A 22,127-nucleotide genomic window follows, 5' to 3' on the forward strand; every position below is an offset into this window, starting at 1 on the left:
CTACCTTTCGAGTACGACGGCCAGCCCCTGGCCGACGCCGATGCAGAGGGAGGCGAGCCCGACGCCCGACCCGGCTGCGGCCAGCCGGTGGGCCACTGCGCCGGTGACGCGGGCGCCGGAGGCGCCGAGCGGGTGGCCGATCGCGATCGCGCCGCCGTCGGGGTTGACGAGGGCGGGGTCGAGCTCGGGCAGCTCGGCCAGGCAGCCGAGCACCTGCGCGGCGAACGCCTCGTTCAGCTCCACGGTCGACAGGTCGCCGAAGCCCTTGCCCGCCTTGGCCAGCGCCTTGCGCACGGCCTCGACCGGCCCGAGCCCGAAGTAGCGCGGCTCCAGCGCGCTCGCGGCGCTCGTGGTGATGCGGGCCAGCGGCTCGCGGCCGCGAAGCCCCTCCTCGTCGGTCAGCAGCAGCGCCGCCGCGCCGTCGTTGAGCGGGGAGGAGTTGCCGGCCGTGACCGTGCCGCCGTCCCTCCTGAACACCGGCTTGAGCCGGGCCAGCGCCTCGGCGGAGGTGTCGTCGCGGATGCCCTCGTCCCTGGTCAGGCCGGCGATGGGGACGATCTCGCGGTCGAGGGCCGCCTTGGCCGCCTTCCGGTGGCTGCCCAGCGCGTACGCGTCCTGTTCCTCGCGGGTGATGCCGTGCTTGTCGGCGATCAGCTCCGCGCCCTCGCCGAGCGCGACCGTGTGCTCGGCGGGCATCCTCGGGTTGACCAGCCGCCAGCCGAGCGTCGTGGAGACCAGCTCCTGGCCGCCCGCCGGGAAGGCGCGGTCGGGCTTGGGCAGCACCCACGGCGCGCGGGTCATCGACTCCACGCCGCCCGCGATCACCGCCGAGGCGTCGCCGACCGCGATGGCCCGGTACGCCTGGATGACGGCCTCCATGCCGGAGCCGCACAGCCGGTTGACGGTCGCGCCGGGCGTGGTGACCGGCAGCCCGGCCAGCAGCGCGGCCATGCGGGCGACGTTGCGGTTCTCCTCGCCCGCGCCGTTGGCGTTGCCGAGGAGCACCTCGTCGGCGCTCTCCTGGCCGGTGCGCTCGACCAGCGCCGCGACGACGTGCGCGGCCAGGTCGTCGGGGCGTACCCCGGCCAGCGCGCCGCCGTACCGGCCGAACGGCGTGCGGACGGCGTCGAGGATGTAGACGTCCTTCATGCGATGACCTCCGCGTCGGTACGGTTGCGCAGCTCTTCCAGGCTCACCCCTGGCGCGAGTTCGACCAGGGCCGGCCCCTGTTCGGTGACGTCGAGGACGCCGAGGTCGGTGACGATCCGGTGCACGCACCGCCGGCCGGTCAGGGGCAGCGAGCACTCCTCGACGATCTTCGGGGAGCCGTCCTTGGCGTTGTGCTCCGTGATCACGATGACCTTGCGCGCGCCGTGCACCAGGTCCATGGCCCCGCCCATGCCCTTGACCAGCTTGCCGGGGACCATCCAGTTGGCCAGGTCGCCGCGGGCCGAGACCTGCATCGCGCCGAGCACGGCCACGTCGATGTGACCCCCTCGGATCATGCCGAACGACAACGAGGAGTCGAAGAACGACGCGCCGGGGAGCACGGTGACCGTCTCCTTGCCCGCGTTGATCAGGTCGGGGTCGACGTCGGCGGGCGCGGGGTACGGGCCGACGCCGAGGACGCCGTTCTCGGAGTGGAGGACCACGTCCACGCCCGGGGGCAGGAACGTGGGGATGCGGGTGGGCAGGCCGATGCCGAGGTTGACGTAGTCGCCGTCGCGCAGCTCGGCCGCCGCCCGCGCGACCATCTGGTCCCGGGTCCAGCTCATTCGGTGACCGTCCTCTTCTCTATGCCCTTGTCCGCGGCCTGCTCGGGGGTGAGGGGGAGTACGCGCTGCACGAACACGCCCGGCAGGTGGACCTCGTCGGGGTCGATGTGCTCGGCCAGCTCCTCGACCTCGGCGACGGTGATCCGCCCGGCCATGGCTGCCAGCGGGTTGAAGTTCCTGGCGGAGCGGTGGAAGACCAGGTTGCCCGACCGGTCGCCCCTGGCCGCCCGGACCAGCGCGAAGTCGGTGCGGATGCCGTGCTCCAGGACGTACTCCCGGCCGTCGAACTCGCGCACCTCCTTCGGCGGCGAGGCGACGGCGACCGTGCCGTCGCGGTGGTGGCGCAGCGGCAGGCCGCCGTCGGCGACGGGGGTGCCGACCCCGGCCGGGGTGTAGAAGGCGGGGATGCCGCTGCCGCCGGCCCGCAGCCGCTCGGCCAGGCTGCCCTGCGGGGTCAGCTCGACCTCGATGTCGCCGCCCAGGTACTGCCGGGCGAACTCCTTGTTGTCGCCGATGTAGGAGGCGGTCACGCGGGCGATGCGCCCGGCTGCCAGCAGGATGCCGAGGCCGCCGCCGTCGACGCCGCAGTTGTTGGACACGACGCCGACGCCGGTCACGCCGGTGTCGTAGAGGGCCTGGATCAGCACGTTGGGGATGCCGCTGAGCCCGAAGCCGCCGACCGCGAACGACGCGCCGTCATGCACGCCGGCCAGCGCCTCCGCGGCCGTCGCGACCACCTTGTCTCTCCGCACGACGCTCCGTTCAGCCGAGCAAGTTCGCCGAGGTGTTCGCTCTGCGAACTTTAGTTCACTATTATGGTTCGAGTATCTGTAACGGGAGCGTTCCTGTCAAAGCCCCCCGATCTGGACGAGGAGCCGCCGATGGAACCGGCCGGGACCCTGGAGCGCGGCCTCGCCGTGCTGCGCGTGCTGGCGGACGACCCCGGGCGGCGCATGCGCGCGACCGACCTCGTACGCGCCACCGGGCTGGCCAGGTCCACGGTCGACCGCGTGCTGGCCACGCTCGTGCACCTGGGTCACCTGCGGGCCGAGGGCCGCGACGTGCTGCTCGCGCCGCCGCTGATGGAGCTGGGCGCGGCCTATCTGGCCTGCGACGGCCTCCAGGAGACCCTGTCGCCCCTGGCCGAGCGGCTGGCCGCCGAGCTGGACGAGTCGGTCTCCCTGGCCGTGCGCGACGGCGACGGCGTGCGCTTCGTCGGCCAGTTCACCCGGCGGCGCACGATGTCGGTGGCCTTCCGGGTCGGCGACCTGCTGCCCGCCGGGCGGTGCGCGGCGGGGCTGGCGCTGCTCGACCCCGGCGCGCCCTGGGCCGAGGACGACCAGCTCATCGAGCCGGGGCTGATCGCGGTCGCGCTGCCCGTCCGCGACCCGGACGGCAAGGCGGTCTGCGCGGTCAGCGTGGTCAGCCACACCAGCAGGCACACGATGGCGGGGCTGCGCGAGCACGCCCTGCCCCGCCTGCGCGCCACGGTCGCGGACATGGAGGCCGCCCTGGCCGTCCGGGCCCGGGAGCCGCGTCGCGCGCCCGCCGGCGTCGACGGCTCGCGGGCCGTCAAGGAGGAGCTGGGCATGGGGTACCTCCGGTCGCTCGCCCGCGGCCTGGCCGTGCTGGTCTCGCTCGGGTCGGTGCGCGGGGGCGGCACCCTGGCCGACTCCGCGCGGGCGACCGGGCTGCCCCGCGCCACGGTCCGGCGCGCGGTGCAGGCCCTGGAGGGCCTCGGCTACGCCGCCGCCGAGGGCGACCGCCACGTGCTGCTGCCCAAGGTGCTCGAACTGGGCTACGCCCACCTGTCCGGGCTCACGTTCGGCGAGGTGGTACAGCCGCACCTGGCCGACCTGGTGGCCCGCGTACGCGAGTCGGCGTCGGTCGCGGTGCTGTCCGGCGACGACGTGGTCTACGTGGCCCGGGTGCCCACGGTCAGCATCATGAGCGTCGACATCACGGTCGGCACCCGCTTCCCCGCGTACGCCACCTCCATGGGCCGGGTGCTGCTGGCCGGGCTGCCCGCCGAGCGGGTGGCCGCCATCGAGCCGAAGCCGCTGTCCCGGCGCACGGTCACCTCGCCCGAAGGGCTGGCCGCGGCCGTACGGCAGGCCGCCGCCGACGGCTACGCGCTGGTGGACCAGGAGCTGGAGGAGGGTGTGCGGTCGATCGCCGTCCCGGTGCGCGGGCCGGACGGGCGCGTGGTGGCGGCGGTCAACGTGGCCACGCACGCCAGCAGGGCCAGCCGCGACCACCTGCTGCGCGACGTGCTGCCCGAGCTCAGGACGACGGCCGCCCGCATGGAGGCCGACCTCGCGCACACCGGCCGCCTTCCCTGAGGACGGCCCTCCGGCTAGCGGGTGGCCTCGGCGCGGGCCTCGCTCGGGGTCAGCCCGTACCGGGTGCGGAAGAGCCGGGCGAAGTGGGCCTGGCTGGAGAAGCCCCACCGGTGCGCCACGTCGGCGATCGTGGTCTCCCGGGCGCCGGGGCCGGTCAGCTCGGCGTGCGCCCGGACCAGCCGGCGTTCCACGATGTGCCGGGCGGGCGAGCGGCCGGTGGACTCGAAGATGCGCGCCAGGTGCCGTACGGAGATGCCCATGACCCCGGCCACCTGCGCCGCCCCCAGGCACGGGTCGTGCAGGTGCCGGTCGATGTAGTCCTCGGCCACGATGAGCTGCGACCGGTAGGCGTCGGGCCCGGGACGCCCGCCCGTACGCTCCTCGGCGAGCTGCCTGAGCAGGTCGAGCACGGCCCGCTCGGCCTCGGCCGGGTCGGGCGCGGACCGCAGGGCGGCCAGGCCGCCGATCATCGAGCGCAGCGCGGCCACGAGCGCGCCCTCGCGCGCCGTCCCCCTGCCGAACACCATCGGCCCCGGCAGCCCGCCCGCCACGCACGCCTGCGCGAACAGGTCGCGCGGGACGTCCACCAGGATCTGCCGCATCGAGGAGGAGAACCCGAACAGGTACGGCCGGCGGGTGTCGTAGACGACCAGCTCGCCCGCCGTGGCCGCCAGGCAGCCGTTCTCGTGCAGGAACACCGCCTCGCCCTTGAGCAGCAGCGTCGCGAACACCGAGTCCTTCGGCGTGGACCTGACGGTCTGCGGGCTGCGCTCGATCGCGTGGGCGTTCCCGGCGATCTCGGCCAGCCGCAGCCCGGCCAGCTCGATGTTGGTCTGCCTGGCCAGCAGGCCGTGCTCGGAGTACGACGTGCACGACAGGCCCACGAGCGCCCTGCGGTTGTAGTCCTCCCAGAAGTGGATGCGCTCGGCGGGTTCGACGTGCTCGGTCGTGGCCTGGGAGATCACGGAGACGGCGGACAAGGCGACCCTCCTCGCGTTCGTGCCTGTCAGGGGGACCCTCAGCTTAGGTGACATGTCACACAGCCAGATAGCCTCCGTCCACGGGGAGGACCGCCCCGGTGACGTACGACGCGGCCGGCGAGCACAGGAACGCCACCACCGTGGCCACCTCGCGCGGCCTGCCGAGCCGTCCGCCGGGGATGCGGGCCAGCACCTGGGCCAGGGCCGGTGGGTCGTCGAGCACGCCGCGGGCCAGCGGGGTGACCACGAAGCCGGGGGCGACGGCGTTGACCCTGATGCCGTCGGCGGCGTACTCGGCCGCCAGCGACTTCGTGAGCTGCGAGACGCCGCCCTTGCTCGCGCTGTAGGCGGGCCGGTCCCTGCTGCCGGAGAAGGCGAACATGGAGGAGACGTTCACGATCGCGCCGCCGTGCTCGGCCAGCGCGGGGCGGGCGGCCTGGCAGGCGACCATGGTGGCGGTCAGGTTGACCTCGATGACGCGCTGCCAGCGGGCCAGGTCGTACTCCTCGCGGTCGTGGCTGACGCCCGCGCAGTTGACCAGCGCGTCCAGCGGGTCGCCGGCCGACAGCAGGCGGGCCAGGCCGCCCCGGTCGAGCACGTCGTGCTCCACGACCCGGACCAGCGGGTGGACGGGCAGCTCGGCGGGGTCGGCGGGCGGCAGGCCGAGCGCGGTCACGGCGGCGCCCAGCTCGGCGAGGAGCACGGCGGTCGCCGCGCCGATGCCGGAGGTGCCGCCGGTCACGAACGCGTGCCGTCCGGCGAACAGCCCGGGGGCGAATCCGTCGGTCATGAGAGCCGCCCCTCGTCGTGAGGGGGTCGTACCAGCACCTTGACCTGGTCCTCGCCGCGCAGCAGCGCCTCGAACCCGTCGCGGACCACGTGTTCGAGCGGGATGGTCGCGGTGACGATCGCGGCCAGGTCCACGCCCTCCTCGGCGACCATGCGGATCAGCTCCGGGTAGACGTCGCGGTAGCCGACGCTGGTCACGATCGTCTGCTCGTTGTTGACCAGGGCGAAGGCGTCGAGGGAGACCGTGCCGGTCAGCCCGAGGAACACCACCCGTCCGCCGCGCCTGGTGGCGGCCAGGCAGGCGCGCAGCGTGCCCTCCGAGCCGACGGCCTCGAAGACGACGTCCGCGCCCTCCCCGCCGACCGCCTCGGCCAGGCCGTCGCCCGGCACCGCCTCCGCGCCGAGGCGGCGGGCCAGGTCCAGGCGGGCGGGCGAGCGGTCGGCGGCCACGACGCGGCCCGCGCCGGCCCGCGCCGCGAAGCGGGCCACGAGCAGCCCGATCGGGCCGAGCCCGAGGACCGCGACGGTGTCGCCGTCGCGGATGCCGGCCCGCCGCACCGCGTGCAGGGCCACGGCCGCGGGCTCGAACACCGCCGCCTGCTCCAGCGGCACCGCCTCGGGCAGCCGGTGCAGCATGTACGCGGGCACCGTCGCCCGTTCGGCGAGCCCGCCGTGGCCCATCAACCCGGCGAAACCGAAATGTCGGCAGATGTTGTACTCCCCCGCCAGGCAGCGCGGGCAGCTCCCGCACCGGTAGTGCGGTTCCACCGCGACCCGGTCGCCCACGGCCAGGCCGGTGACCTCGGCGCCCAGCCCGGTGACCGTGCCGCAGAACTCGTGGCCGAGCACGACCGGCGCGCGGACGCCCGACTCCGGGTGCGGCTCGCCCACGGGGATCGCGTGCGGGCCGTCGGCGTACTCGTGCAGGTCGCTGCCGCAGATCCCGCAGTACGCCACCGCGATCGTCACCTGCCCCGGGCCGGGCTCGCGCACGGGGACGTCCTCGACCCGCACGTCCTTGGCCCCGTGCCAGACCGCGGCCCTCACGCGGCCGCCCTGCGCAGCACGGCGGGGGCCGTCTCCTTCAGCGCGAAGGCGAGCCCCACCACGACCAGCGCGCCACCGGCGGCGATGAACATCGCGGCCTGGAGCCCCCACTGGTCGGAGGCCCAGCCGGCGACCATCGGGCCCAGGAAGCCGCCCGCCAGCTCGCCCACGCCCATGATCACGCCGAGCGCGGTGGCCAGCGCGCCGCGCGGCACGGTCTCGGCCGGGATCGTCGCCATGAACAGGGTGAAGCAGCCGAGCCCGGTGTAGGTCACGATCATGATCGCGCCGAGCAGCACCGGGCTCTCGACGTAGACCACGGCGAGCGGGCAGAACACGGCGAGCGCGGTGAAGCCGATCAGCGCGGGCTTGCGTCCCAGCCGGTCGGAGATGGCCGGGGTGGCGAAGCCCCAGAGCACCCAGGCCACGCCCAGGCAGGTCATGACGCCGCTCATCGTGCCGGGCCCGAAGCCCTTCACCTGGGTCAGGTACGTCGGCGTGAAGGTGATGATGGTGACGAACCAGGTGAGGTAGCAACAGGCGATGAGCATGCACACGACGATGTTGCGCAGCTTCAGCACCTCGCCCAGCGGCACCCTGGGCTCCTTGGCGGGCGCCTCGGCCGCCGTCCGCGGCGACCGCTCGCGGACGAACTTCGCGATCAGCGCGGCCATCACCAGCCCCGGCACGATCGTGACGTAGAAGGCGATCCGCCAGTCGTAGGTCTCGGCGATCCACACCACGACCAGCGGCGCGACGATGCCGCCGAGCAGCCCGGCCGACGAGCCCTGCAACAGGCCCATGTTGAAGCCCCTGCGACGCTCCCGGCTGGCCTCGACCATGAGCGACTGCGCCATCGGCAGCACGGCGCCCTCGGCCGTGCCCATCAGCGCGCGGGCGGCCAGCAGCCCGGCGAATCCGCCCATCAGCCCCGACGAGGCCGAGAACAGCGAGAACAGCACCACGGCCGCGACCAGGATGGGCTTGCGCCTGCCGAGCACGTCGGACAGGCGGCCGGCGAACATCCCGGCCAGCGCCCAGGTGAGCGCGAGCACGCCGGACAGCGTGCCCAGCTCGGCGTTGGACAGGCCGAAGTCCTGGTCCATGTACGGCGCCAGGAACGACAGCGCCTGCCGGTCGAAGAAGACGAAGCCGAAGGACAGGAAGAGGATGACGAGGAGGCGGTTCTCGTACCGGTCGGCGGCCCTGGTGTCCGGCGCGGCCGCGATGTCGGTCATGACGTTCTCATTTCGGGGGATGCGGCGGGGCGGCGGTCAGCGGAACAGGGAGTTGACGTAGTCGGCGCCGATGCCGACCTTCTCGTAGTGCTCGCGGCACATCTTGATGTAGTCGTGCACGTCGAAGAAGCCGTCGGGGTCGCCGTTCTCGTCCAGCCAGACCAGGGGGCCCTTGACGATGAAGAACGTCTTCATCGGCTCGCCGCTGTCGTAGGCGACCAGCGTGTGGCCCTCGCCGGGGGCCTCGTAGACGAAGTCGCCGGCGGTCGCCGTCCAGGGGCGTTCCAGGTAGCCCCACTTGCCGGAGATCGTGTACGCGAACACCTCGTGCGGGTGGTAGTGCCGGTTGACCAGCCCGGCCTCCTTGGCCCGCAGGATGTCGGCCCAGCTGTTGTCCTTGACGTTGATCCACAGCGGCCGGGAGCCGACGGTCTCGGTGAACGGCACGTAGTACCGGTCGTCGTCGGTGGCCACTTTGGACAGGTACACCTCGGGCAGCGCGTCCGGCCGGAAGGAGTTCTCGATCGGCCGCAGGTCCTTCCAGAACTCGCCGGCAGGGTTGTCAGGCATGTGAACGGCCCCTTTCGTGTCGTGTTCCCGGAAGTGAATCCCGGTGGGGCCGACGCCGTCTTTCGCCTGGTGGACGTGGCGGCTTGCATATTCAGGACATGCGGGCGGGCTCGCCGCGGCTCAGGCGCCCAGGTCGCGCACCACGTTGTCCAGCCGTACGGCGAGGTCGTCGAGGGCCTGCCCGCTCGTCGCGGCGCCGTCGGGGAGCTGGGACACGACGTCCTCGCGGCTGGCGATCACGAGCCCCCGGTGGGCGTCGTCGATCTCCGCGGCCCGCAGCACGACGCAGTCGCCCCGGACGAACACGAGCGTCGCGTCGGCGTGCTCGGACTCCAGCAGCTTGCGTACACAGTCACTGTCGATGAGAGACATCACGGCTCCTCTTTCCTCAGCGGGCGTGTACCCCCACAAGCGACCCGAAACCCCAGGCAGCGACCCCGCCGGCGTCCGCACGCTAGCCGAAGGTGGGCGGGCCGCCGTCGTCGCGGGCGCGGCGCCGCGCGAACACCACCAGGTAGACGGCGGCGGCCACGGCCAGGATCGCGGGCGGCAGCGCCAGCGGAAGCCGTCCGGCCAGCACCGCGAGCACCGCCAGCACGATCCCGGCGAGCAGCAGCAGCGCGGCGGCCAGCAGGCGCAGGCCGAGCGCGTTCGACGGCGGCGGGTGCGGGGACCAGTGCCCCTCGCCGCCGCCGTGCACGCCGGGCACGCCGGTGTCGCTCACCACGCCGGAACGGCTGATCTCGTCCGGGGGCGGCGGCTCGCGCAGCACGGGGGCGAAGAACTCGTCTTCGGGATCGTCATTCTGCCGGTTCATGAGGGTGACCCCTACCCAGGATTCCGGCCGCTCCCACGAGTGAACGGCGGGGCACCGGGAAGGGCTGTTGCTGGCGGTAACGAGCCGCCCACCTGCGTGAACGAGGACTGAGGACATGACGACGACGCCGCATCCAGCTTCTGGGGACGAGCAGCGGGAGCACGACCTGCGCGATGCCGTGAAGGCGGACATCGAACGCGTCGAGGAGCCCGCGCGCCTGCTCCGCGTGAGCGCGATGGCCCGCAGCCTGCTGGAGGAGGCCAAGGGCGTGCACCTGGAGGAGCGCGCCCGGGAGCGCATGCACCGCATCTACGAGCAGGCCATCAAGGAGGTCGCGGGGGCGGTCGCGCCGGAGCTGCGCGACGAGCTGGAGCGCCTGCGGCCCACCCCGGACGGCGCGACGCCGACGGAGATGGAGATCCGGGTCATGCAGGGCCAGCTCGTGGGCTGGCTGGAGGGCGTGTTCCAGGGCATCCAGGCCGGGCTCCAGCTCCAGCAGGCCGCCGCCCGCCAGCAGCAGCTCGGCCTGCACGCCGGCCGCGCCCTGCCCCTCCCCGAGGGCGCCAGCGTCCAGGGCGAGGGCAACTACCTCTGAACGGTCAGGGCTCGGGCCGTCAGCGGGAGGGGCTCCATTCGGGGCGCCAGCCGGGGCGGAGGCGGTAGCCGTAGGCGAGGTGGCGCAGCGTCTGGCAGGGCGATCCGGCGGCCTCGCCGCACAGCGGGCAGGCCGCCTCCCTGGCGCCCCCGGCTTCCCCGGCGTTCCCGGCGGTCAGGGGCGGGGTGTGCTCGTTCAGCAGCGCCAGCTCCGCGCCGCAGCGGGCGATGGCGTCGGCCGGGTCGTGCAGGGCGATGTGGATCGCCTCGACCGGGTGGAGCAGGTCGTCGTCGTGGAAGCCGATGCGGGTGACCGCCCGTCCGCCGCCGAACTCCAGCCGCCGCGCGCCGCCCGGACCCTGGCGTACCGGGGCCGCGACGGGGCCGGAGGCGGTGAGGTAGCGCCAGGCCCCGGCGCCGGCCGCCTCCGCGGTGGCCTTGTCGGCCTCGATCTGCGTACGCAGCCACTGCGCCAGCGACGCTCCGCCGGTGTCGAGGACGCCCTCGGCGCCGTCCAGCTCGCGCAGGAACGGGGTGACCGCCGCGTTCAGCTCGGCCACGAACGCCTCCAGGGACGCCTGGGCGTCGTCCAGGTTGGGCAGGCCCTCGGCGCGCGGCCGGGTGGGCGTCGGCAGCCGGTCCCCGGACAGCGGAATGCGCAGCTCCAGCGTGCTCAGCACGGTCGGCGCGCCCTCGGTGCCCGCCGCGTACGCCTGCTCTCCCACGTGCCGCCAGCTCGACCAGCCGTCCGGCAGCGGGACGGGCGGCGGCGCGGCGAGTTCGACCACGGCCAGCGGGTCGCGGGCGTCCTCGGCGCGGTGGCAGGTCGCATCCAGGACGCGGGGATGGGTGCGCACGTACGGCAGATCGGCGACCGGCCGGGTGGCCACCTCCCAGGCGGCCAGCGCGAAGTGCAGCGGATCCAGCGTGACGCCGCTCGCGCCCGGCTCCCCGCCCGTGGCCGCGAACGCGTGCCGCCACCTGCGCAGCTGCTCGCCGTAGTGCTCCTGCCCACCGCCGTGCCCGGCGTCGATCCAGAACGCCTGCGTCGCGGTGCGAACCGTACTATTCATCGTAAAAACTCCCCTTAAATCACCGCTTATACCTTTATGCCCGATATCGAGGACGACCAACGCCTCCCGAAGACCCCCTCGTTAGCGCTGTGACCTGCGGGGTAGGCCACGGCCAGCGGGTAGTGCGAGCGAGGGGGATTGTGGTCATGCGCACGACTGCTTTTCGGGGCATGAGCTCCAGCAACGGGGAACCGCGGAAAATCCGCGGGGAACTGCGGAAAACCGGCGGAGAATCGCGGCAACAGGCTCCGCGGCGCATTCAGATCGTCCACACGGAGTCGCGAAGGCGGTCCCATCCGATCGCCGCGGCCGTGCTCGGCGCGTGCGCCGGGGCCGCGGTGACGTACCTGCTGGATCCGGACCGCGGCCGTACGCGCCGCGCCCGCGTACGGGACAAGGGCTCGCACGCCACGCACGAGATGCGCGACGGCCTGGGCGTGCTCGGCCGCGACCTGTCCAACAGGGGCCGCGGATCGGCCGCGGCGGCCAGGTACCGCCTGACCGGCGGCACCGCCGACGACCGCGTCCTGCACGAGCGGGTACGCGCCGAACTGGGCCGCCACATCAGCCACCCGCACGCCGTCGAGGTCGACGTGCACGAGCGCGTCGTGACGCTCACCGGCGACGTGCTCGCGGGCGAGGACGAGCGCGCCCGCCAGAAGGTGCGCCGTATCCCGGGCGTCAAGCACGTCGAGACCAACTGGCACGTGCACAGGGACGGCACCGACTCGCCCCGGCTGCAGGGCCAGGGCAGGCGGCGCAAGGCGGTGCCCGAGCTGATGCAGCAGCGCTGGTCGCCCACGACCAGGCTGCTCGCGGGCGGGGCCGCGGCGTCGATCTGGGCGATGACCGGCAAGCTGCCGGGGCCGCTGTCCTGGCTGACCCGCTGCGCCGCGTCCGCGCTGGCCGTCCGGGCGGCGACGAACCTGCCGCTGCGCCGCCTCACCGGCGTCAACGCCGGCCGCGAGGCGATCCACGTCAACGCGGCCGTCTCGATCGCGGCGCCGCTGGAGGCCGTGTGGCCGCTGGTGAGCGACTATTCGCTGTTCCCGCGCTTCATGCCGGACGTGGAGGAGGTGCGGCTGTCGGCCGACGAACTGCGCTCCCACTGGGTGATCAGGGGCCCGGCCGGGACGCGCATCCGCTTCACGGCCACGGAGACCAGGCGCGAGGAGGGCGCGGAGATCGCCTGGAAGTCCACCGAGGGCGAGCTCATCGCCCACAGCGGCGTGCTGCGCGTGGACGCCCAGGCCGACGGCAGGACGCGCGTCCAGGTCCATCTGTGCTACAACCCCATCGCAGGGGCGGCCGGGCACGCCATCGCCGGACTGCTCGGCGCGCATCCCGCGCGCAAGCTGCGGCAGGATCTGATGCGGCTGAAGGAGCACGTCGAGAACCAGGTGCAGCCGGTTGCGCCGACGATGATCTGACGCCAGGCGGCCACGCGCGACGGGTGCTCGCGCGTGGCCCGCACGCTGTGGTGATATCGAAATCGATATCACCGCAAAGTTGATATCGGTCTTGGACAGCGTCTTTTGTCCTGTGTTGTCATGTCCGGGCTCACCCATGTTCCCGCCCGGAGGTGCTCCCGCATGCCCACTCGCCTGTCGAACGTCGCCCGGCTCACGGTCGCGGCGGTGTCGGCCGGGCTGCTGACGGCGGCGATCACGCTCCCCGCCGTCGGCGGCACCGGCAGCCTGGTCGTCTCCGCCACCGAGGAGCTGAACCTCAAGCCGATGGCGCTCGTGGAGCCGCCGCTCTCCCAGACCTCCACCGTGTACGACGCCCGCGGCAACGTGATCGCCCGCTTCTACGACCAGAACCGGGAGATCGTCCGGCTGGACCAGATCGCCGAGGTGATGCGGACGGCGGTCGTCGCCATCGAGGACGACCGGTTCTACGAGCACGGCGCGATCGACGTGGAGGGCACGGTGCGCGCCCTGGTCAAGAATCTCAGCTCCGACCGGCTCAGCCAGGGCGGTTCGAGCATCACCCAGCAGTACGTCAAGCAGGTCCTGCTCAACGCGGCCGACACCGAGCAGGACAAGAACAAGGCCCTGGAGGCCAGCTACGCCCGCAAGCTCAAGGAGCTGCGCTACGCGATGGGCGTCGAGAAGAAGTACGGCAAGGACGAGATCCTGCGCCGCTACCTCAACATCGCCTACTTCGGGGCGGGGGCCAACGGCGTGCAGGCCGCGGCCCGGCGCTTCTTCGGCGTCCCGGCGTCCCGGCTGGACCTGGCCCAGGCCGCCACGCTGGCGGGCGCCGTGCAGGACCCGAACACGACCGACCCGAGCCGCGGCAAGAAGGCCCGCGAGCTGCTGCGCGCCCGGCGGAACGTGGTGCTCGACCGGATGGCCGAGCTCGGCAGGATCACGCCGGAGCAGGCGTCCGCGGCCAAGGCGAAGAAGCTGGGGTTCAAGGACGTCCGGCTGCCCAACGGCTGCGGCGACAGCGACTATCCGTACTTCTGCGAGTACGTCCGGCGCGAGCTGCTGATCAACCCGGCCTTCGGCGGCACGCGCCAGGCCAGGGAACGCGCCTTCGCGCAGGGCGGCCTGAAGATCTACACCACGCTCGACCCGAAGGCCCAGGCCGCCGCCGACCGGGCGATCAAGAAGCACGTCGACGCCACCGACAACGCCCTGGCCTCCGAGGCGCTGGTCCAGCCCGGCACCGGCGCGATCAGGGCCATGGCCGCCAGCCGCGGCTACGGCTCCTCGGCCAGGAAGAAGCAGATCTCCTACAACGCGGTGGCCGACGCCCGGCACGGCGGGCTGATCGGCTTCCAGGCGGGCTCGACGTTCAAGACGTTCACCCTGATCGCGGCGCTCCAGCAGGGCATGAAGGTGGACGACGGCATCACCGTCGGCAACGGCTACAACGCCCCCTCCGCCGCGGCCTTCAAGAACTGCGCCGGCGGCGGCGTCGGCGACCCGTCCTGGACGGTCACCAACGACGAGGGCACCCCCGGGTTCAAGACGCTGCGCACCGGCACGTGGGGGTCGGTGAACACGTTCTTCATGGCGCTGGAGCAGCGGGTGGGCCTGTGCCGGACGGTGGAGACGGCCAAGTCGCTCGGCGCCCTCCGGGCCGACGGGCGCAAGCTCCAGGAGTACGAGACGTTCACGCTCGGCATCAACGAGATGGACCCGGTGACGGTGGCCAACGCGTACGCCGCCATCGCCGCCCAGGGGAAGTACTGCACGCCGATGGCGATCACCAAGATCACCGCCTCCGGCACCGGCCCCGGCCGGACGACCTCGTACCGGCCGTCGTGCCGGCAGGCGCTCGACCCGGGCATCGCCGACGCGACCGCGCACATCCTGTCGGGCGTGTTCACCAAGGGCACGATGCGCGGCGTCGGCGGCATCGGCCGTCCGGCGGCGGGCAAGACCGGCACGACCGACGGGTACGCCTCCGCCTGGTTCGCCGGGTTCACCCCGGATCTGGCGGGCGCGGTCAGCATCGGCGACCCGCGCGGCTCGCAGCGGCACAAGCTGGTGAACACCACGATCGGCGGCCGGTACTTCCCCCTGGTGGCCGGGGCCTCGCTGCCGGGGCCGATCTGGAAGGACACGATGACGGCGGCCCTGAAGGGCGTGCCCGCCACGCCGTTCGCGCCGATCGACACCGGACGCTTCGGCGGCTGCGGCGACGACTGCGCGCCCGCCCGTCCCCGCGGGGACGCCGACCGTCCCGACGCGGGAGAACCCGCTCTGGGGGAGCCTGACCCGGGAGAGCAGGGCCTCGGCGAGCTCGACGCGGAGGAACTCGGGTGACGGGCACGCACCGCTCCCGCATCCCCGCCCCGGCCCCATAACGCCGACCGGCGACTCAAGAGCTATACGACAGGGCACGCGGCCCGCCCATACCCTCGATGAGTCCGCACATCTCCGCCTCACGAGGGACGGTCTCTCCATGCCCAAGGCACGGACGTTCAGCCGGACACATCTGGCGCTCTGCCTCGCACTCGCCGCCGGGGTCGCCGCGATCGGCGCGGGAGCGGTGGCCGACGCCACCGCCTCGCGGCCGGGCGACCCGCGGCCCGTGGTCATCCGCGACACCCACGGCGTCGCGGTCGGCAGGCTCAGCATCCTGCGCGAGGGGTTCGGGACGGCGCGCGTCTCGGTCTCCGTCAAAGGTCTGACGCCCGGCTTCCACGGCTTCCACATCCACACGACGGGCCTGTGCGACCCGCAGGCCGTCGATCCTGCGACCGGCCAGGTCTCCCCCTTCTTCACCGCCGGGGGCCACCTCGACCTGGCCGGCGGCGGCAGCCACGCCGGGCACTCGGGCGACCTGCCGCCGCTGCTGGTCGGCAAGGACGGGTCGGGCACCGCGTCGATCGTCACCGACCGGTTCGGGCTGCGCGAGCTGACCGATGCCGACGGCAGCGCGATCGTCGTGCACGCGCTCCCCGACAACCTGGCCAACATCCCCGCCCGCTACGCCCCGAACGGCCCTGACGAGGCCACCCTCAGAACCGGCGACGCAGGCGGCCGAACGGCCTGCGGCGTGATCAAGTAACCCACGCGCCGGCCTGCGCCGTGATCAGGCGGCCCTGACGCCGGTCAGTGGCGTGACCAGGCGGCCTGACGCCGGTCAGCGGCGTGACCAGGTGGCACGGGCGGTGGCCTGTGGTGCGGTCGGTGGCACGGCGCGTCCGGCGCGCCTGGTGGCGGACGCGGACGGGCGGTGGTCTGCGGCTAGTCTCGTGCCGTAACGCCACCGACCACGGAGAGTTCTCGTCATGATCTTCATCACCGCCAAGTTCCGCGTCCTGCCGGAGCACGCCGGCCGCTGGCCGGAGATCTCGGCCGAGTTCACCGAGGCCACCCGCGCCGAGCCGGGCTGCCTGTGGTTCGACTGGTCGCGCAGCCTCGACGACCCGGCCGAGTACGTCCTCGTCGAAGCCTTCCGCGACGAGGACGCCGGAGCCGCGCACGTGACGTCGGCGCACTTCAAGCAGGCCCAGCAGGTGCTGCCCGGCTACCTGGCCGAGACGCCGCGCATCGTCAACGCGAACGTCCCGCAGGACGACTGGTCGCTCCTGGGCGAGCTGGCCGTCCCCGAACGGGACTGACCACCGCCCAGAGCGACACCACCGCTCAGAGCCGCACCACCAGCGCGGGGTCCAGCGCCAGGGTGGCGACCGCGAGCGCCAGGAACACGATCGCCAGGTAGAACTGCGGCGAGCGGTCGTCGACGCGCAGGTGGGTGAAGAGGGCGCAGACGAAGTAGAGGACGAGCCCGGCCGCGGCCGCCGTCCCGGCCAGGGGCACACCCAGCAGGCCGAGCGCCAGCCCGGCCGCGCCGGCCGCCTTGAGCGCGCCGATCGGCCAGACCAACCACGACTCCGGCACCCCGGCCCGGTCGAGCGCGGGGCCGAGCGTCCGCATGACCGGCTTGAGTCGGGTCATGGCGGCGAACCCGGAGAAGGCGTTGAAGCCGATCGTCACCAGCGCGGTGACGACGTAGGCGGTGGAGTGAACCACGAGAACCTCCGATCCCGGCCGTACAGGTGAAAAAACGCCCACGGACGAGCCGCGGCCCGTTCAGGCCGATGGGCGGAGGGTGGGGCGGGTTTGTCAGGGGTGGTGGAAGGCCGGGGCGTGGGTGGTGGCCCAGGTGGCGAAGGTGCGGGGTGGACGGCCGAGTGCCGCGGCGGCGTCCCCGGTGACCGGGTGCTGCGGGCGGGCCGCGTACCGGGCGTACCGGGCCAGCAGGGCGTGGACGAACGGCTCGGGCAGCCCGCCCGCGACCAGGTGCCGTTCGGCGGCCTCCGGCGGGATCTCCTCGAACCGCAGCGGCCGGCCGATCGCCTCGCCGATCACCGCCACCATCGCGGCATGGGTCAGCGACTCGGGCCCGGTCAGTTCCAGCCGCCCGCCGAGCCGCCCGCCGGAGTGGCCACCGGGGTGCTCGCCGGGGTGCTCGCCGAGCAGCGCCTTGGCGGCCACCTCGATCAGGTCCCGCTCGTCGATCGGCACCTCCTGGAAGCCGGCGTGCACGTACCGGACGACGTCCCCGGCCCGGATCTGCGGGGCCCACGCCTGGAGGGCGTTGCCGGCGAAGGAGGCGGCGCGCAGGCTGGTCCACTCCAGGCCGCTGCCCACGGCCGCGGCCTCGGCCTCCTTGTTGCGGTCGCCGCGGAAGCGGGAGGGCTGCTCGTCGAGGGGGTCGTCGGCGTTCATCGCGGACAGGGCCACCACCCGCCGCGCCCCGCGGTCGGCGGCGCGGGCGAGCAGGCCGGGCGCGCCGTCGCCGATGGCGCGCGGGTGCAGGAAGACGGCGGTGACGCCGTCCAGGTGATGGGCGAGGGTGTCGGGGCGGGCGGGGTCGCCCTCGACGACCTCGACCCCGGCGGGCAGCCGCACCGGCCCCGCCGAACGGGTGACGGCCCGCACCTTGGCCCCTTGGGCGGTGAGCAGTTCGACCAGCGGACGTCCGAACGCCCCGGTGGCACCGGTGACGAGAATCATGTCGTTCATGCCCCCTGAGAGAACCCCGGGGCGGGAAGTGTGACATCAGGCCACGAACCCGAACGGTGACCCGATCGAGCCCCGAGACCCGCCGACAAGGGGTGCTTTATCCGGATCGGAGCGATGGACGGCTACTCTGCGGCCCATGCACACCCAGTCACTCGCACCCGCTCCGGCCCTCGGCCCCAGACTCATCAAGGCCGAGATCCTCGTCGTGCTGTCGGTCTCGCTCGGCGCCAGCGGGCTGCTGTCGCTGGTCCGGCTGATCGGCGCGCTGACCGCGCCCAAGGAGCTGAAGGGGCAGCAGGCCGTGCTCGTCGGCTCGCTGGCGCCGGGACGTCCGTGGCTGGACCTGACGTTGCAGCTCGTGGACATCGCGATCTCGGTGGCGCCGGTCGCGCTGGTGGCGTACCTGCTGGTCCGGTCGGGCGAGTCGCTGCGGACGATCGGGGTGGACCTGCGCGAGCCGGGCCGCGACACGCTGCGCGGCGCGCTGCTCGCCGCCGCGATCGGCGGCACGGGGCTGGCCTTCTACCTGGTGGTCTACGCGCTGGGCGTCAACCTGACGGTGGTGCCGGGGCAGTTGCCGGAGGTGTGGTGGCGGGTGCCGGTGCTGCTGCTGGCCGCGGCGCAGAACGGGGTGCTGGAGGAGGTGCTGGTCGCCGGCTACCTGTTGCACCGGCTGGACCAGGCGGGCTGGGGGCCGTGGCGGGCGGTGGCCGTTTCGTCGGTGTTGCGGGGGTCTTACCACCTGTATCAGGGGTTCGGGGGGTTCGTCGGGAACGTGGTGATGGGGCTGGTGTTCGGGCGGTTGTACCAGCGGTGGGGGCGCGCGATGCCGCTGGTGATCGCGCACACGCTGATCGACGTGGTGGCCTTCGTCGGGTACGCGGCGCTGCACGGCCGGGTGAGCTGGCTCCCATGACGGCCGCTTGCAAGCAGTTTGCGTAACTGTCGCAAGAAATCGATAGTGTCTCGAAGCTCGACAACAACGTTACGAAACTCCTTCGCAGGAGCCTTGTGTCCCGGGGTCGTGGGGTCCTACTGTCACCTCACCCCCCGAGAGAATCGAGCTTCGGATGTCACTCACGAGCACATCCCGGAGGGTCGTGGCGGTGCTCGCCGCGGCTCTCGGCCTCCCCCTCGTCTCGATCGCCGTCCCCGCGGAGGCCGCCACCACGGCACAGCGGCCCGTCGTGACGCGGGCCGCCCTCGACCCGGCGCTGGTCGCCGGCCGGGGCGCGCGCGTCGGCTTCGCCGAGCAGGAGGCCGAGAACGCCGCGACGGACGGCACGGTCATCGGCCCCGACCGCAGCGCGTACACGCTGCCCGCCGAGGCGTCCGGGCGGCGGGCCGTCAGGCTGACCCCCGGACGGCACGTCGAGTTCACCCTCCCGGCCGCGGCCAACGCGATCACGGTGCGCTACAGCATCCCCGACGCGCCCTCGGGCGGCGGCATCACCGCGCCGCTGGACGTGGCGGTCAACGGCCGCCACCGGGCGACCATGACGCTGACCTCGCAGTACTCGTGGCTGTACAACCAGTACCCCTTCACCAACGACCCCGGCGCCGACCTGCTGCACCCGGACTGGTGGATCACCGAGTGCTCCTGTGTGCCCAGCGCCACCACCCCGGCCCCGGCGATCACCAAGCCGTTCCGGCCCAGCCACTTCTACGACGAGCAGCGCCTGCTGCTCGGGCGCACGTACCGGGCGGGCGACCGGATCCGGCTGACGGCGGGCTCCGGCGCCGCCTGGACGGTCATCGACCTGCTGGACTCCGAGCTCGTCGCCCCGCCGCGGATCGAGCCGGTGGCGGCCAACGTGCTGGCCTTCGGCGCCGACCCGTCCGGCCGCCGCGAGTCCTCGTCCGCCTTCGACCGGGCCGTCGCCTTCGCCCGGCGCACCCACCTGAAGGTGTACGTCCCGCCCGGCACGTACCAGGTGAACCGGCACATCGTCGTGGACGACGTGACGATCACCGGCGCGGGAAGCTGGTACACGATCATCAAGGGCCGCGAGGTCGCCCTCGACACCCCGGCGCCCGACGGGTCCGTCCACACCGGCGTCGGCTTCTACGGCAAGGACGCCAAGGACGGCGGCAGCCGGAACGTGCACCTGTCCGGGTTCGCCATCGAGGGCGACGTCCGCGAGCGGATCGACACCGACCAGGTCAACGGCGTCGGCGGCGCGATGAGCGACTCCACGATCAAGGGCCTCCACATCCACCACACCAAGGTCGGCCTCTGGTTCGACGGGCCCATGAGCGGCACCCACGTCACCGGCAACGTGATCGCCGACCAGATCGCCGACGGGCTCAACCTGCACACCGGCGTCACCGGCTCGGTCGTGTCGGACAACTTCGTCCGCAACTCCGGCGACGACGGCCTGGCCATGTGGTCGGAGAGGACGGCGAACGCGCGCAACACGTTCGACCACAACACCGTGCAGACGCCGGTGCTGGCCAACGGCATCGCGATCTACGGCGGCACGGACAACACGGTCTCGGCCAACCTGGTCGCCGACCCCGTCCGGGAGGGCAGCGCGCTGCAGGTCGGCTCCCGCTTCGGCGCCGAGCCGTTCACCGGCCGCCTGGACATCACCGGCAACACCACCGTGCGGGCGGGCACGTACGAGCTGAACTGGAACATCGGCCTCGGCGCCATCTGGTTCTACGCCCTGGAGCGGAACATCGACGCCGACGTCCGGGTGACCGGCGACCACTACCTCGACAACACCTACAACGCCGTGATGCTGGTCGCCGACTGGCCCGTCAAGGACCTCTACTCCATCACGAACCTGCGCTTCAAGGACGTCCGGGTGGACGGCACCGGCACCTCGGTGCTCAGCGCCCGCGCCGCCGGCTCGGCCACCTTCGAGAACGTGGACGCCCGCAACGTGGGCGCGGTCGCCGTCAACAACTGCGGCACCTTCCACTTCACCCCGTCCGGCTCGGAGTTCTCACTGACGGACGGCGGCGGCAACGACGGCTGGCTCGCCCCCTGGCTCCTCCCCAACACCCTCACCTGCGACGACCGCCCCCCAGTGGTCACACCCCCGGCCCCCTCCCCCTGGTGAGCCCGGAAACACCGGCGAAGGGATTTTGACAGCGTGATTCCTGCGGCCATGATGGAGGAGCACATTCGTCCCAGGAGCTGATCGACGTGCACGGAGACGGCGGAGCGCCCCCCGGTCCGGGCGGCAACGAATGGCCTGCCGACCTCGACGTCGGGCTCCTCCTGGAGTCCGGCTGGCGCCCCACCGCCTTCCGTCAGTTCATCCTCAAGCTGCACAGCCGCTGCAACCTCGCCTGCGACTACTGCTACATGTACGAGATGGCCGACCAGAGCTGGCGCCGCCAGCCGCGCAGCATGGCGAAGCCGACCATCGACCGCGTGGCCGCCCGCATCGCCGAGCACGCCGAGGCCCACCAGCTGAAGAGCGTGGAGATCACCCTGCACGGCGGCGAACCCCTGCTGGCGGGCATGCCACACGTCCGGTACACGGTGAACGCCCTGAGATCGGCGCTCGGCGAGCGGACGGACGCGGTCGTCCAGGTGCAGACCAACGGCGTCCTGCTCAGCGAGGCGTTCCTGGACCTGCTGGCCGAGCTCGACGTGTACGTCGGCGTCAGCCTCGACGGTGACGCCGACGGGCACGACCGCCACCGCCGGCGCGCCGACGGGGAGGGCAGCTACCCGAAGGTGCGCGCCGGGCTGGCCCGGCTCACCTCCCCCGCCTATCGCCACTTGTTCAGCGGCCTGCTGTGCACGCTCGACCTGGCCAACGACCCTGTCGTCACCTACAAGGCCCTGCTGGAGTTCCAGCCGCCGACCGTCGACTTCCTGCTGCCGCACGGCAACTGGGAGACCCCGCCGCCCGGCTGGTCGGCGACCGCGCGGCCGTACGGCGACTGGCTCGTCGCCGTCTTCGAGCACTGGCGTTCGGTCCGGCCCAGGACGACCCGCGTCCGGCTGTTCAACGAGATCATCCGGCAGTTGTGCGGCAGCCCGTCCAGGAGCGAGTCGATCGGGCTGGCGCCCGTGGCCGTCGTCGTGGTGGAGACGGACGGCAGCATCGAGCAGGTCGACACCCTCAAGTCCGCCTACGAGGGAGCGACGCGCACCCCGCTGCACGTGCTGCGCGACTCCTTCGACAGGGCCCTGCTCGAACCGGCCATCGTGGCCCGGCAGATCGGCCGTGACGCGATGTCGGAGACGTGCGCGTCCTGCGACATCGTGGGGATCTGCGGGGGCGGCCTCTACCCGCATCGGTACCGCGACGGCAGCGGCTTCCGCAATCCGTCCGTCTACAGCCGCGACCTGTACCGGCTGATCACGCACATCCGGGGCGCGCTCCACGAGGAGCTGGCCCCGCTGTCCGGGCCGCCCCCGGCGGGGAGCGAACGCGGAGGGTGA

22 protein-coding genes are annotated in these 22,127 nt (G+C 72.9%); 9 read left to right on the plus strand and 13 right to left on the minus strand.

From position 1 onward, the window contains the following. From ACWCSU_RS38240 to ACWCSU_RS38250, 3 genes are read right to left on the minus strand one after another with little or no spacing between them, the layout of a single operon-like run. A complete protein-coding gene (locus tag ACWCSU_RS38240; protein ID WP_364087194.1) occupies nt 1–1,149 on the minus strand; it encodes a thiolase family protein in 1,149 nt (382 codons plus the stop codon). After that, nucleotides 1,146–1,775, minus strand: coding sequence for a CoA transferase subunit B (locus ACWCSU_RS38245; RefSeq protein WP_449941723.1), 630 nt, complete (start codon nt 1,773–1,775; stop codon nt 1,146–1,148). The genes ACWCSU_RS38240 and ACWCSU_RS38245 overlap by 4 nt, the downstream gene beginning before the upstream one ends. Further along, entirely contained in the window at nt 1,772–2,527 is a 756-nt protein-coding gene (locus ACWCSU_RS38250) for a CoA transferase subunit A (RefSeq protein ID WP_449941725.1), read from the minus strand. The genes ACWCSU_RS38245 and ACWCSU_RS38250 overlap by 4 nt, the downstream gene beginning before the upstream one ends. Nucleotides 2,528–2,656: 129 nt before the next feature. Between ACWCSU_RS38250 and ACWCSU_RS38255 the strand changes: the two genes are divergently transcribed. Then, the gene (locus ACWCSU_RS38255) at nt 2,657–4,117 is read left to right on the plus strand and encodes an IclR family transcriptional regulator domain-containing protein (protein WP_449941727.1); all 1,461 of its coding nucleotides are present in this window, start codon (nt 2,657–2,659) and stop codon (nt 4,115–4,117) included. Between the two features lie 14 nt (nt 4,118–4,131). Here the strand turns inward: ACWCSU_RS38255 and ACWCSU_RS38260 are convergent, their stop codons facing one another. The 7 genes from ACWCSU_RS38260 to ACWCSU_RS38290 all read right to left on the minus strand — a co-directional run bounded on the left by ACWCSU_RS38260 (nt 4,132) and on the right by ACWCSU_RS38290 (nt 9,558). Then, nucleotides 4,132–5,097 carry a helix-turn-helix domain-containing protein gene (locus ACWCSU_RS38260; protein WP_357693622.1) on the minus strand — a complete coding sequence of 322 codons (966 nt, stop codon included), beginning with the start codon at nt 5,095–5,097 and terminating at the stop codon, nt 4,132–4,134. A gap of 55 nt (nt 5,098–5,152) precedes the next feature. After that, nucleotides 5,153–5,887 carry an SDR family NAD(P)-dependent oxidoreductase gene (locus tag ACWCSU_RS38265; protein ID WP_357693624.1) on the minus strand — a complete coding sequence of 245 codons (735 nt, stop codon included), beginning with the start codon at nt 5,885–5,887 and terminating at the stop codon, nt 5,153–5,155. Next, the gene (locus ACWCSU_RS38270; RefSeq protein WP_357693626.1) at nt 5,884–6,933 is read right to left on the minus strand and encodes a 2,3-butanediol dehydrogenase; all 1,050 of its coding nucleotides are present in this window, start codon (nt 6,931–6,933) and stop codon (nt 5,884–5,886) included. The genes ACWCSU_RS38265 and ACWCSU_RS38270 overlap by 4 nt, the downstream gene beginning before the upstream one ends. Then, nucleotides 6,930–8,171, minus strand: coding sequence for an MFS transporter (locus ACWCSU_RS38275; protein ID WP_397043698.1), 1,242 nt, complete (start codon nt 8,169–8,171; stop codon nt 6,930–6,932). The genes ACWCSU_RS38270 and ACWCSU_RS38275 overlap by 4 nt, the downstream gene beginning before the upstream one ends. A 36-nt stretch (nt 8,172–8,207) precedes the next feature. After that, nucleotides 8,208–8,741, minus strand: coding sequence for a 2,4'-dihydroxyacetophenone dioxygenase family protein (locus tag ACWCSU_RS38280; RefSeq protein WP_357693630.1), 534 nt, complete (start codon nt 8,739–8,741; stop codon nt 8,208–8,210). A 120-nt stretch (nt 8,742–8,861) separates the two neighbouring features. Then, nucleotides 8,862–9,113, minus strand: a complete 252-nt coding sequence (locus ACWCSU_RS38285; RefSeq protein ID WP_357693632.1) for a hypothetical protein — start codon at nt 9,111–9,113, stop codon at nt 8,862–8,864. A gap of 82 nt (nt 9,114–9,195) precedes the next feature. Beyond that, nucleotides 9,196–9,558 carry a hypothetical protein gene (locus ACWCSU_RS38290; protein ID WP_357693634.1) on the minus strand — a complete coding sequence of 121 codons (363 nt, stop codon included), beginning with the start codon at nt 9,556–9,558 and terminating at the stop codon, nt 9,196–9,198. Nucleotides 9,559–9,673: 115 nt separating this feature from the next. Here ACWCSU_RS38290 and ACWCSU_RS38295 point away from each other — a divergent pair, with 115 nt between their 5' ends. Further along, nucleotides 9,674–10,153, plus strand: coding sequence for a proteasome activator (locus tag ACWCSU_RS38295; protein WP_357693636.1), 480 nt, complete (start codon nt 9,674–9,676; stop codon nt 10,151–10,153). Between the two features lie 19 nt (nt 10,154–10,172). Here the strand turns inward: ACWCSU_RS38295 and ACWCSU_RS38300 are convergent, their stop codons facing one another. Next, nucleotides 10,173–11,225, minus strand: coding sequence for a DUF6221 family protein (locus ACWCSU_RS38300; RefSeq protein ID WP_449941730.1), 1,053 nt, complete (start codon nt 11,223–11,225; stop codon nt 10,173–10,175). Nucleotides 11,226–11,536: 311 nt separating this feature from the next. On the opposite strand from ACWCSU_RS38300, the gene ACWCSU_RS38305 reads away from it, so the two are divergent. From ACWCSU_RS38305 to ACWCSU_RS38320, 4 genes are all read left to right on the plus strand, one after another. Further along, the gene (locus tag ACWCSU_RS38305) at nt 11,537–12,655 is read left to right on the plus strand and encodes an SRPBCC family protein (RefSeq protein WP_397043693.1); all 1,119 of its coding nucleotides are present in this window, start codon (nt 11,537–11,539) and stop codon (nt 12,653–12,655) included. A 162-nt stretch (nt 12,656–12,817) separates the two neighbouring features. Beyond that, the gene (locus ACWCSU_RS38310; protein ID WP_449941732.1) at nt 12,818–15,007 is read left to right on the plus strand and encodes a transglycosylase domain-containing protein; all 2,190 of its coding nucleotides are present in this window, start codon (nt 12,818–12,820) and stop codon (nt 15,005–15,007) included. A 139-nt stretch (nt 15,008–15,146) separates the two neighbouring features. Continuing rightward, nucleotides 15,147–15,755: a superoxide dismutase family protein gene (locus ACWCSU_RS38315; protein WP_357693644.1), complete on the plus strand. Its 609-nt coding sequence runs from the start codon at nt 15,147–15,149 to the stop codon at nt 15,753–15,755. 223 nt (nt 15,756–15,978) lie between these two features. After that, a complete protein-coding gene (locus tag ACWCSU_RS38320; protein WP_357693646.1) occupies nt 15,979–16,311 on the plus strand; it encodes a putative quinol monooxygenase in 333 nt (110 codons plus the stop codon). A gap of 25 nt (nt 16,312–16,336) precedes the next feature. Here the strand turns inward: ACWCSU_RS38320 and ACWCSU_RS38325 are convergent, their stop codons facing one another. Both ACWCSU_RS38325 and ACWCSU_RS38330 read right to left on the minus strand, forming a co-directional pair. Beyond that, the gene (locus ACWCSU_RS38325; RefSeq protein ID WP_357693648.1) at nt 16,337–16,723 is read right to left on the minus strand and encodes a DoxX family protein; all 387 of its coding nucleotides are present in this window, start codon (nt 16,721–16,723) and stop codon (nt 16,337–16,339) included. A gap of 93 nt (nt 16,724–16,816) precedes the next feature. Continuing rightward, nucleotides 16,817–17,719, minus strand: coding sequence for an NAD(P)H-binding protein (locus tag ACWCSU_RS38330; RefSeq protein ID WP_449941734.1), 903 nt, complete (start codon nt 17,717–17,719; stop codon nt 16,817–16,819). A gap of 136 nt (nt 17,720–17,855) precedes the next feature. On the opposite strand from ACWCSU_RS38330, the gene ACWCSU_RS38335 reads away from it, so the two are divergent. The 3 genes from ACWCSU_RS38335 to ACWCSU_RS38345 all read left to right on the plus strand — a co-directional run bounded on the left by ACWCSU_RS38335 (nt 17,856) and on the right by ACWCSU_RS38345 (nt 22,127). Continuing rightward, entirely contained in the window at nt 17,856–18,635 is a 780-nt protein-coding gene (locus tag ACWCSU_RS38335; protein WP_364087162.1) for a CPBP family intramembrane glutamic endopeptidase, read from the plus strand. A gap of 154 nt (nt 18,636–18,789) precedes the next feature. Further along, nucleotides 18,790–20,787, plus strand: coding sequence for a glycosyl hydrolase family 28-related protein (locus ACWCSU_RS38340; RefSeq protein ID WP_449941737.1), 1,998 nt, complete (start codon nt 18,790–18,792; stop codon nt 20,785–20,787). An 86-nt stretch (nt 20,788–20,873) separates the two neighbouring features. Then, complete coding sequence (locus ACWCSU_RS38345) at nt 20,874–22,127, plus strand: FxsB family cyclophane-forming radical SAM/SPASM peptide maturase (RefSeq protein WP_449941739.1); 1,254 nt, start codon at nt 20,874–20,876, stop codon at nt 22,125–22,127.

The organism is Nonomuraea sp. NPDC001699 (genome assembly GCF_053596455.1).

Bases quoted from the DNA above. Each gene is read 5' to 3' on its own strand.
- ACWCSU_RS38240 (WP_364087194.1), bottom strand. From the start codon at position 1,149: ATGAAGGACGTCTACATCCTCGACGCCGTCCGCACGCCGTTCGGCCGG.
- ACWCSU_RS38245 (WP_449941723.1), bottom strand. From the start codon at position 1,775: ATGAGCTGGACCCGGGACCAGATGGTCGCGCGGGCGGCGGCCGAGCTG.
- ACWCSU_RS38255 (WP_449941727.1), top strand. From the start codon at position 2,657: ATGGAACCGGCCGGGACCCTGGAGCGCGGCCTCGCCGTGCTGCGCGTG.
- ACWCSU_RS38265 (WP_357693624.1), bottom strand. From the start codon at position 5,887: ATGACCGACGGATTCGCCCCCGGGCTGTTCGCCGGACGGCACGCGTTC.
- ACWCSU_RS38275 (WP_397043698.1), bottom strand. From the start codon at position 8,171: ATGACCGACATCGCGGCCGCGCCGGACACCAGGGCCGCCGACCGGTAC.
- ACWCSU_RS38280 (WP_357693630.1), bottom strand. From the start codon at position 8,741: ATGCCTGACAACCCTGCCGGCGAGTTCTGGAAGGACCTGCGGCCGATC.
- ACWCSU_RS38285 (WP_357693632.1), bottom strand. From the start codon at position 9,113: ATGTCTCTCATCGACAGTGACTGTGTACGCAAGCTGCTGGAGTCCGAG.
- ACWCSU_RS38290 (WP_357693634.1), bottom strand. From the start codon at position 9,558: ATGAACCGGCAGAATGACGATCCCGAAGACGAGTTCTTCGCCCCCGTG.
- ACWCSU_RS38295 (WP_357693636.1), top strand. From the start codon at position 9,674: ATGACGACGACGCCGCATCCAGCTTCTGGGGACGAGCAGCGGGAGCAC.
- ACWCSU_RS38300 (WP_449941730.1), bottom strand. From the start codon at position 11,225: ATGAATAGTACGGTTCGCACCGCGACGCAGGCGTTCTGGATCGACGCC.
- ACWCSU_RS38310 (WP_449941732.1), top strand. From the start codon at position 12,818: ATGCCCACTCGCCTGTCGAACGTCGCCCGGCTCACGGTCGCGGCGGTG.
- ACWCSU_RS38315 (WP_357693644.1), top strand. From the start codon at position 15,147: ATGCCCAAGGCACGGACGTTCAGCCGGACACATCTGGCGCTCTGCCTC.
- ACWCSU_RS38320 (WP_357693646.1), top strand. From the start codon at position 15,979: ATGATCTTCATCACCGCCAAGTTCCGCGTCCTGCCGGAGCACGCCGGC.
- ACWCSU_RS38330 (WP_449941734.1), bottom strand. From the start codon at position 17,719: ATGAACGACATGATTCTCGTCACCGGTGCCACCGGGGCGTTCGGACGT.
- ACWCSU_RS38335 (WP_364087162.1), top strand. From the start codon at position 17,856: ATGCACACCCAGTCACTCGCACCCGCTCCGGCCCTCGGCCCCAGACTC.
- ACWCSU_RS38340 (WP_449941737.1), top strand. From the start codon at position 18,790: ATGTCACTCACGAGCACATCCCGGAGGGTCGTGGCGGTGCTCGCCGCG.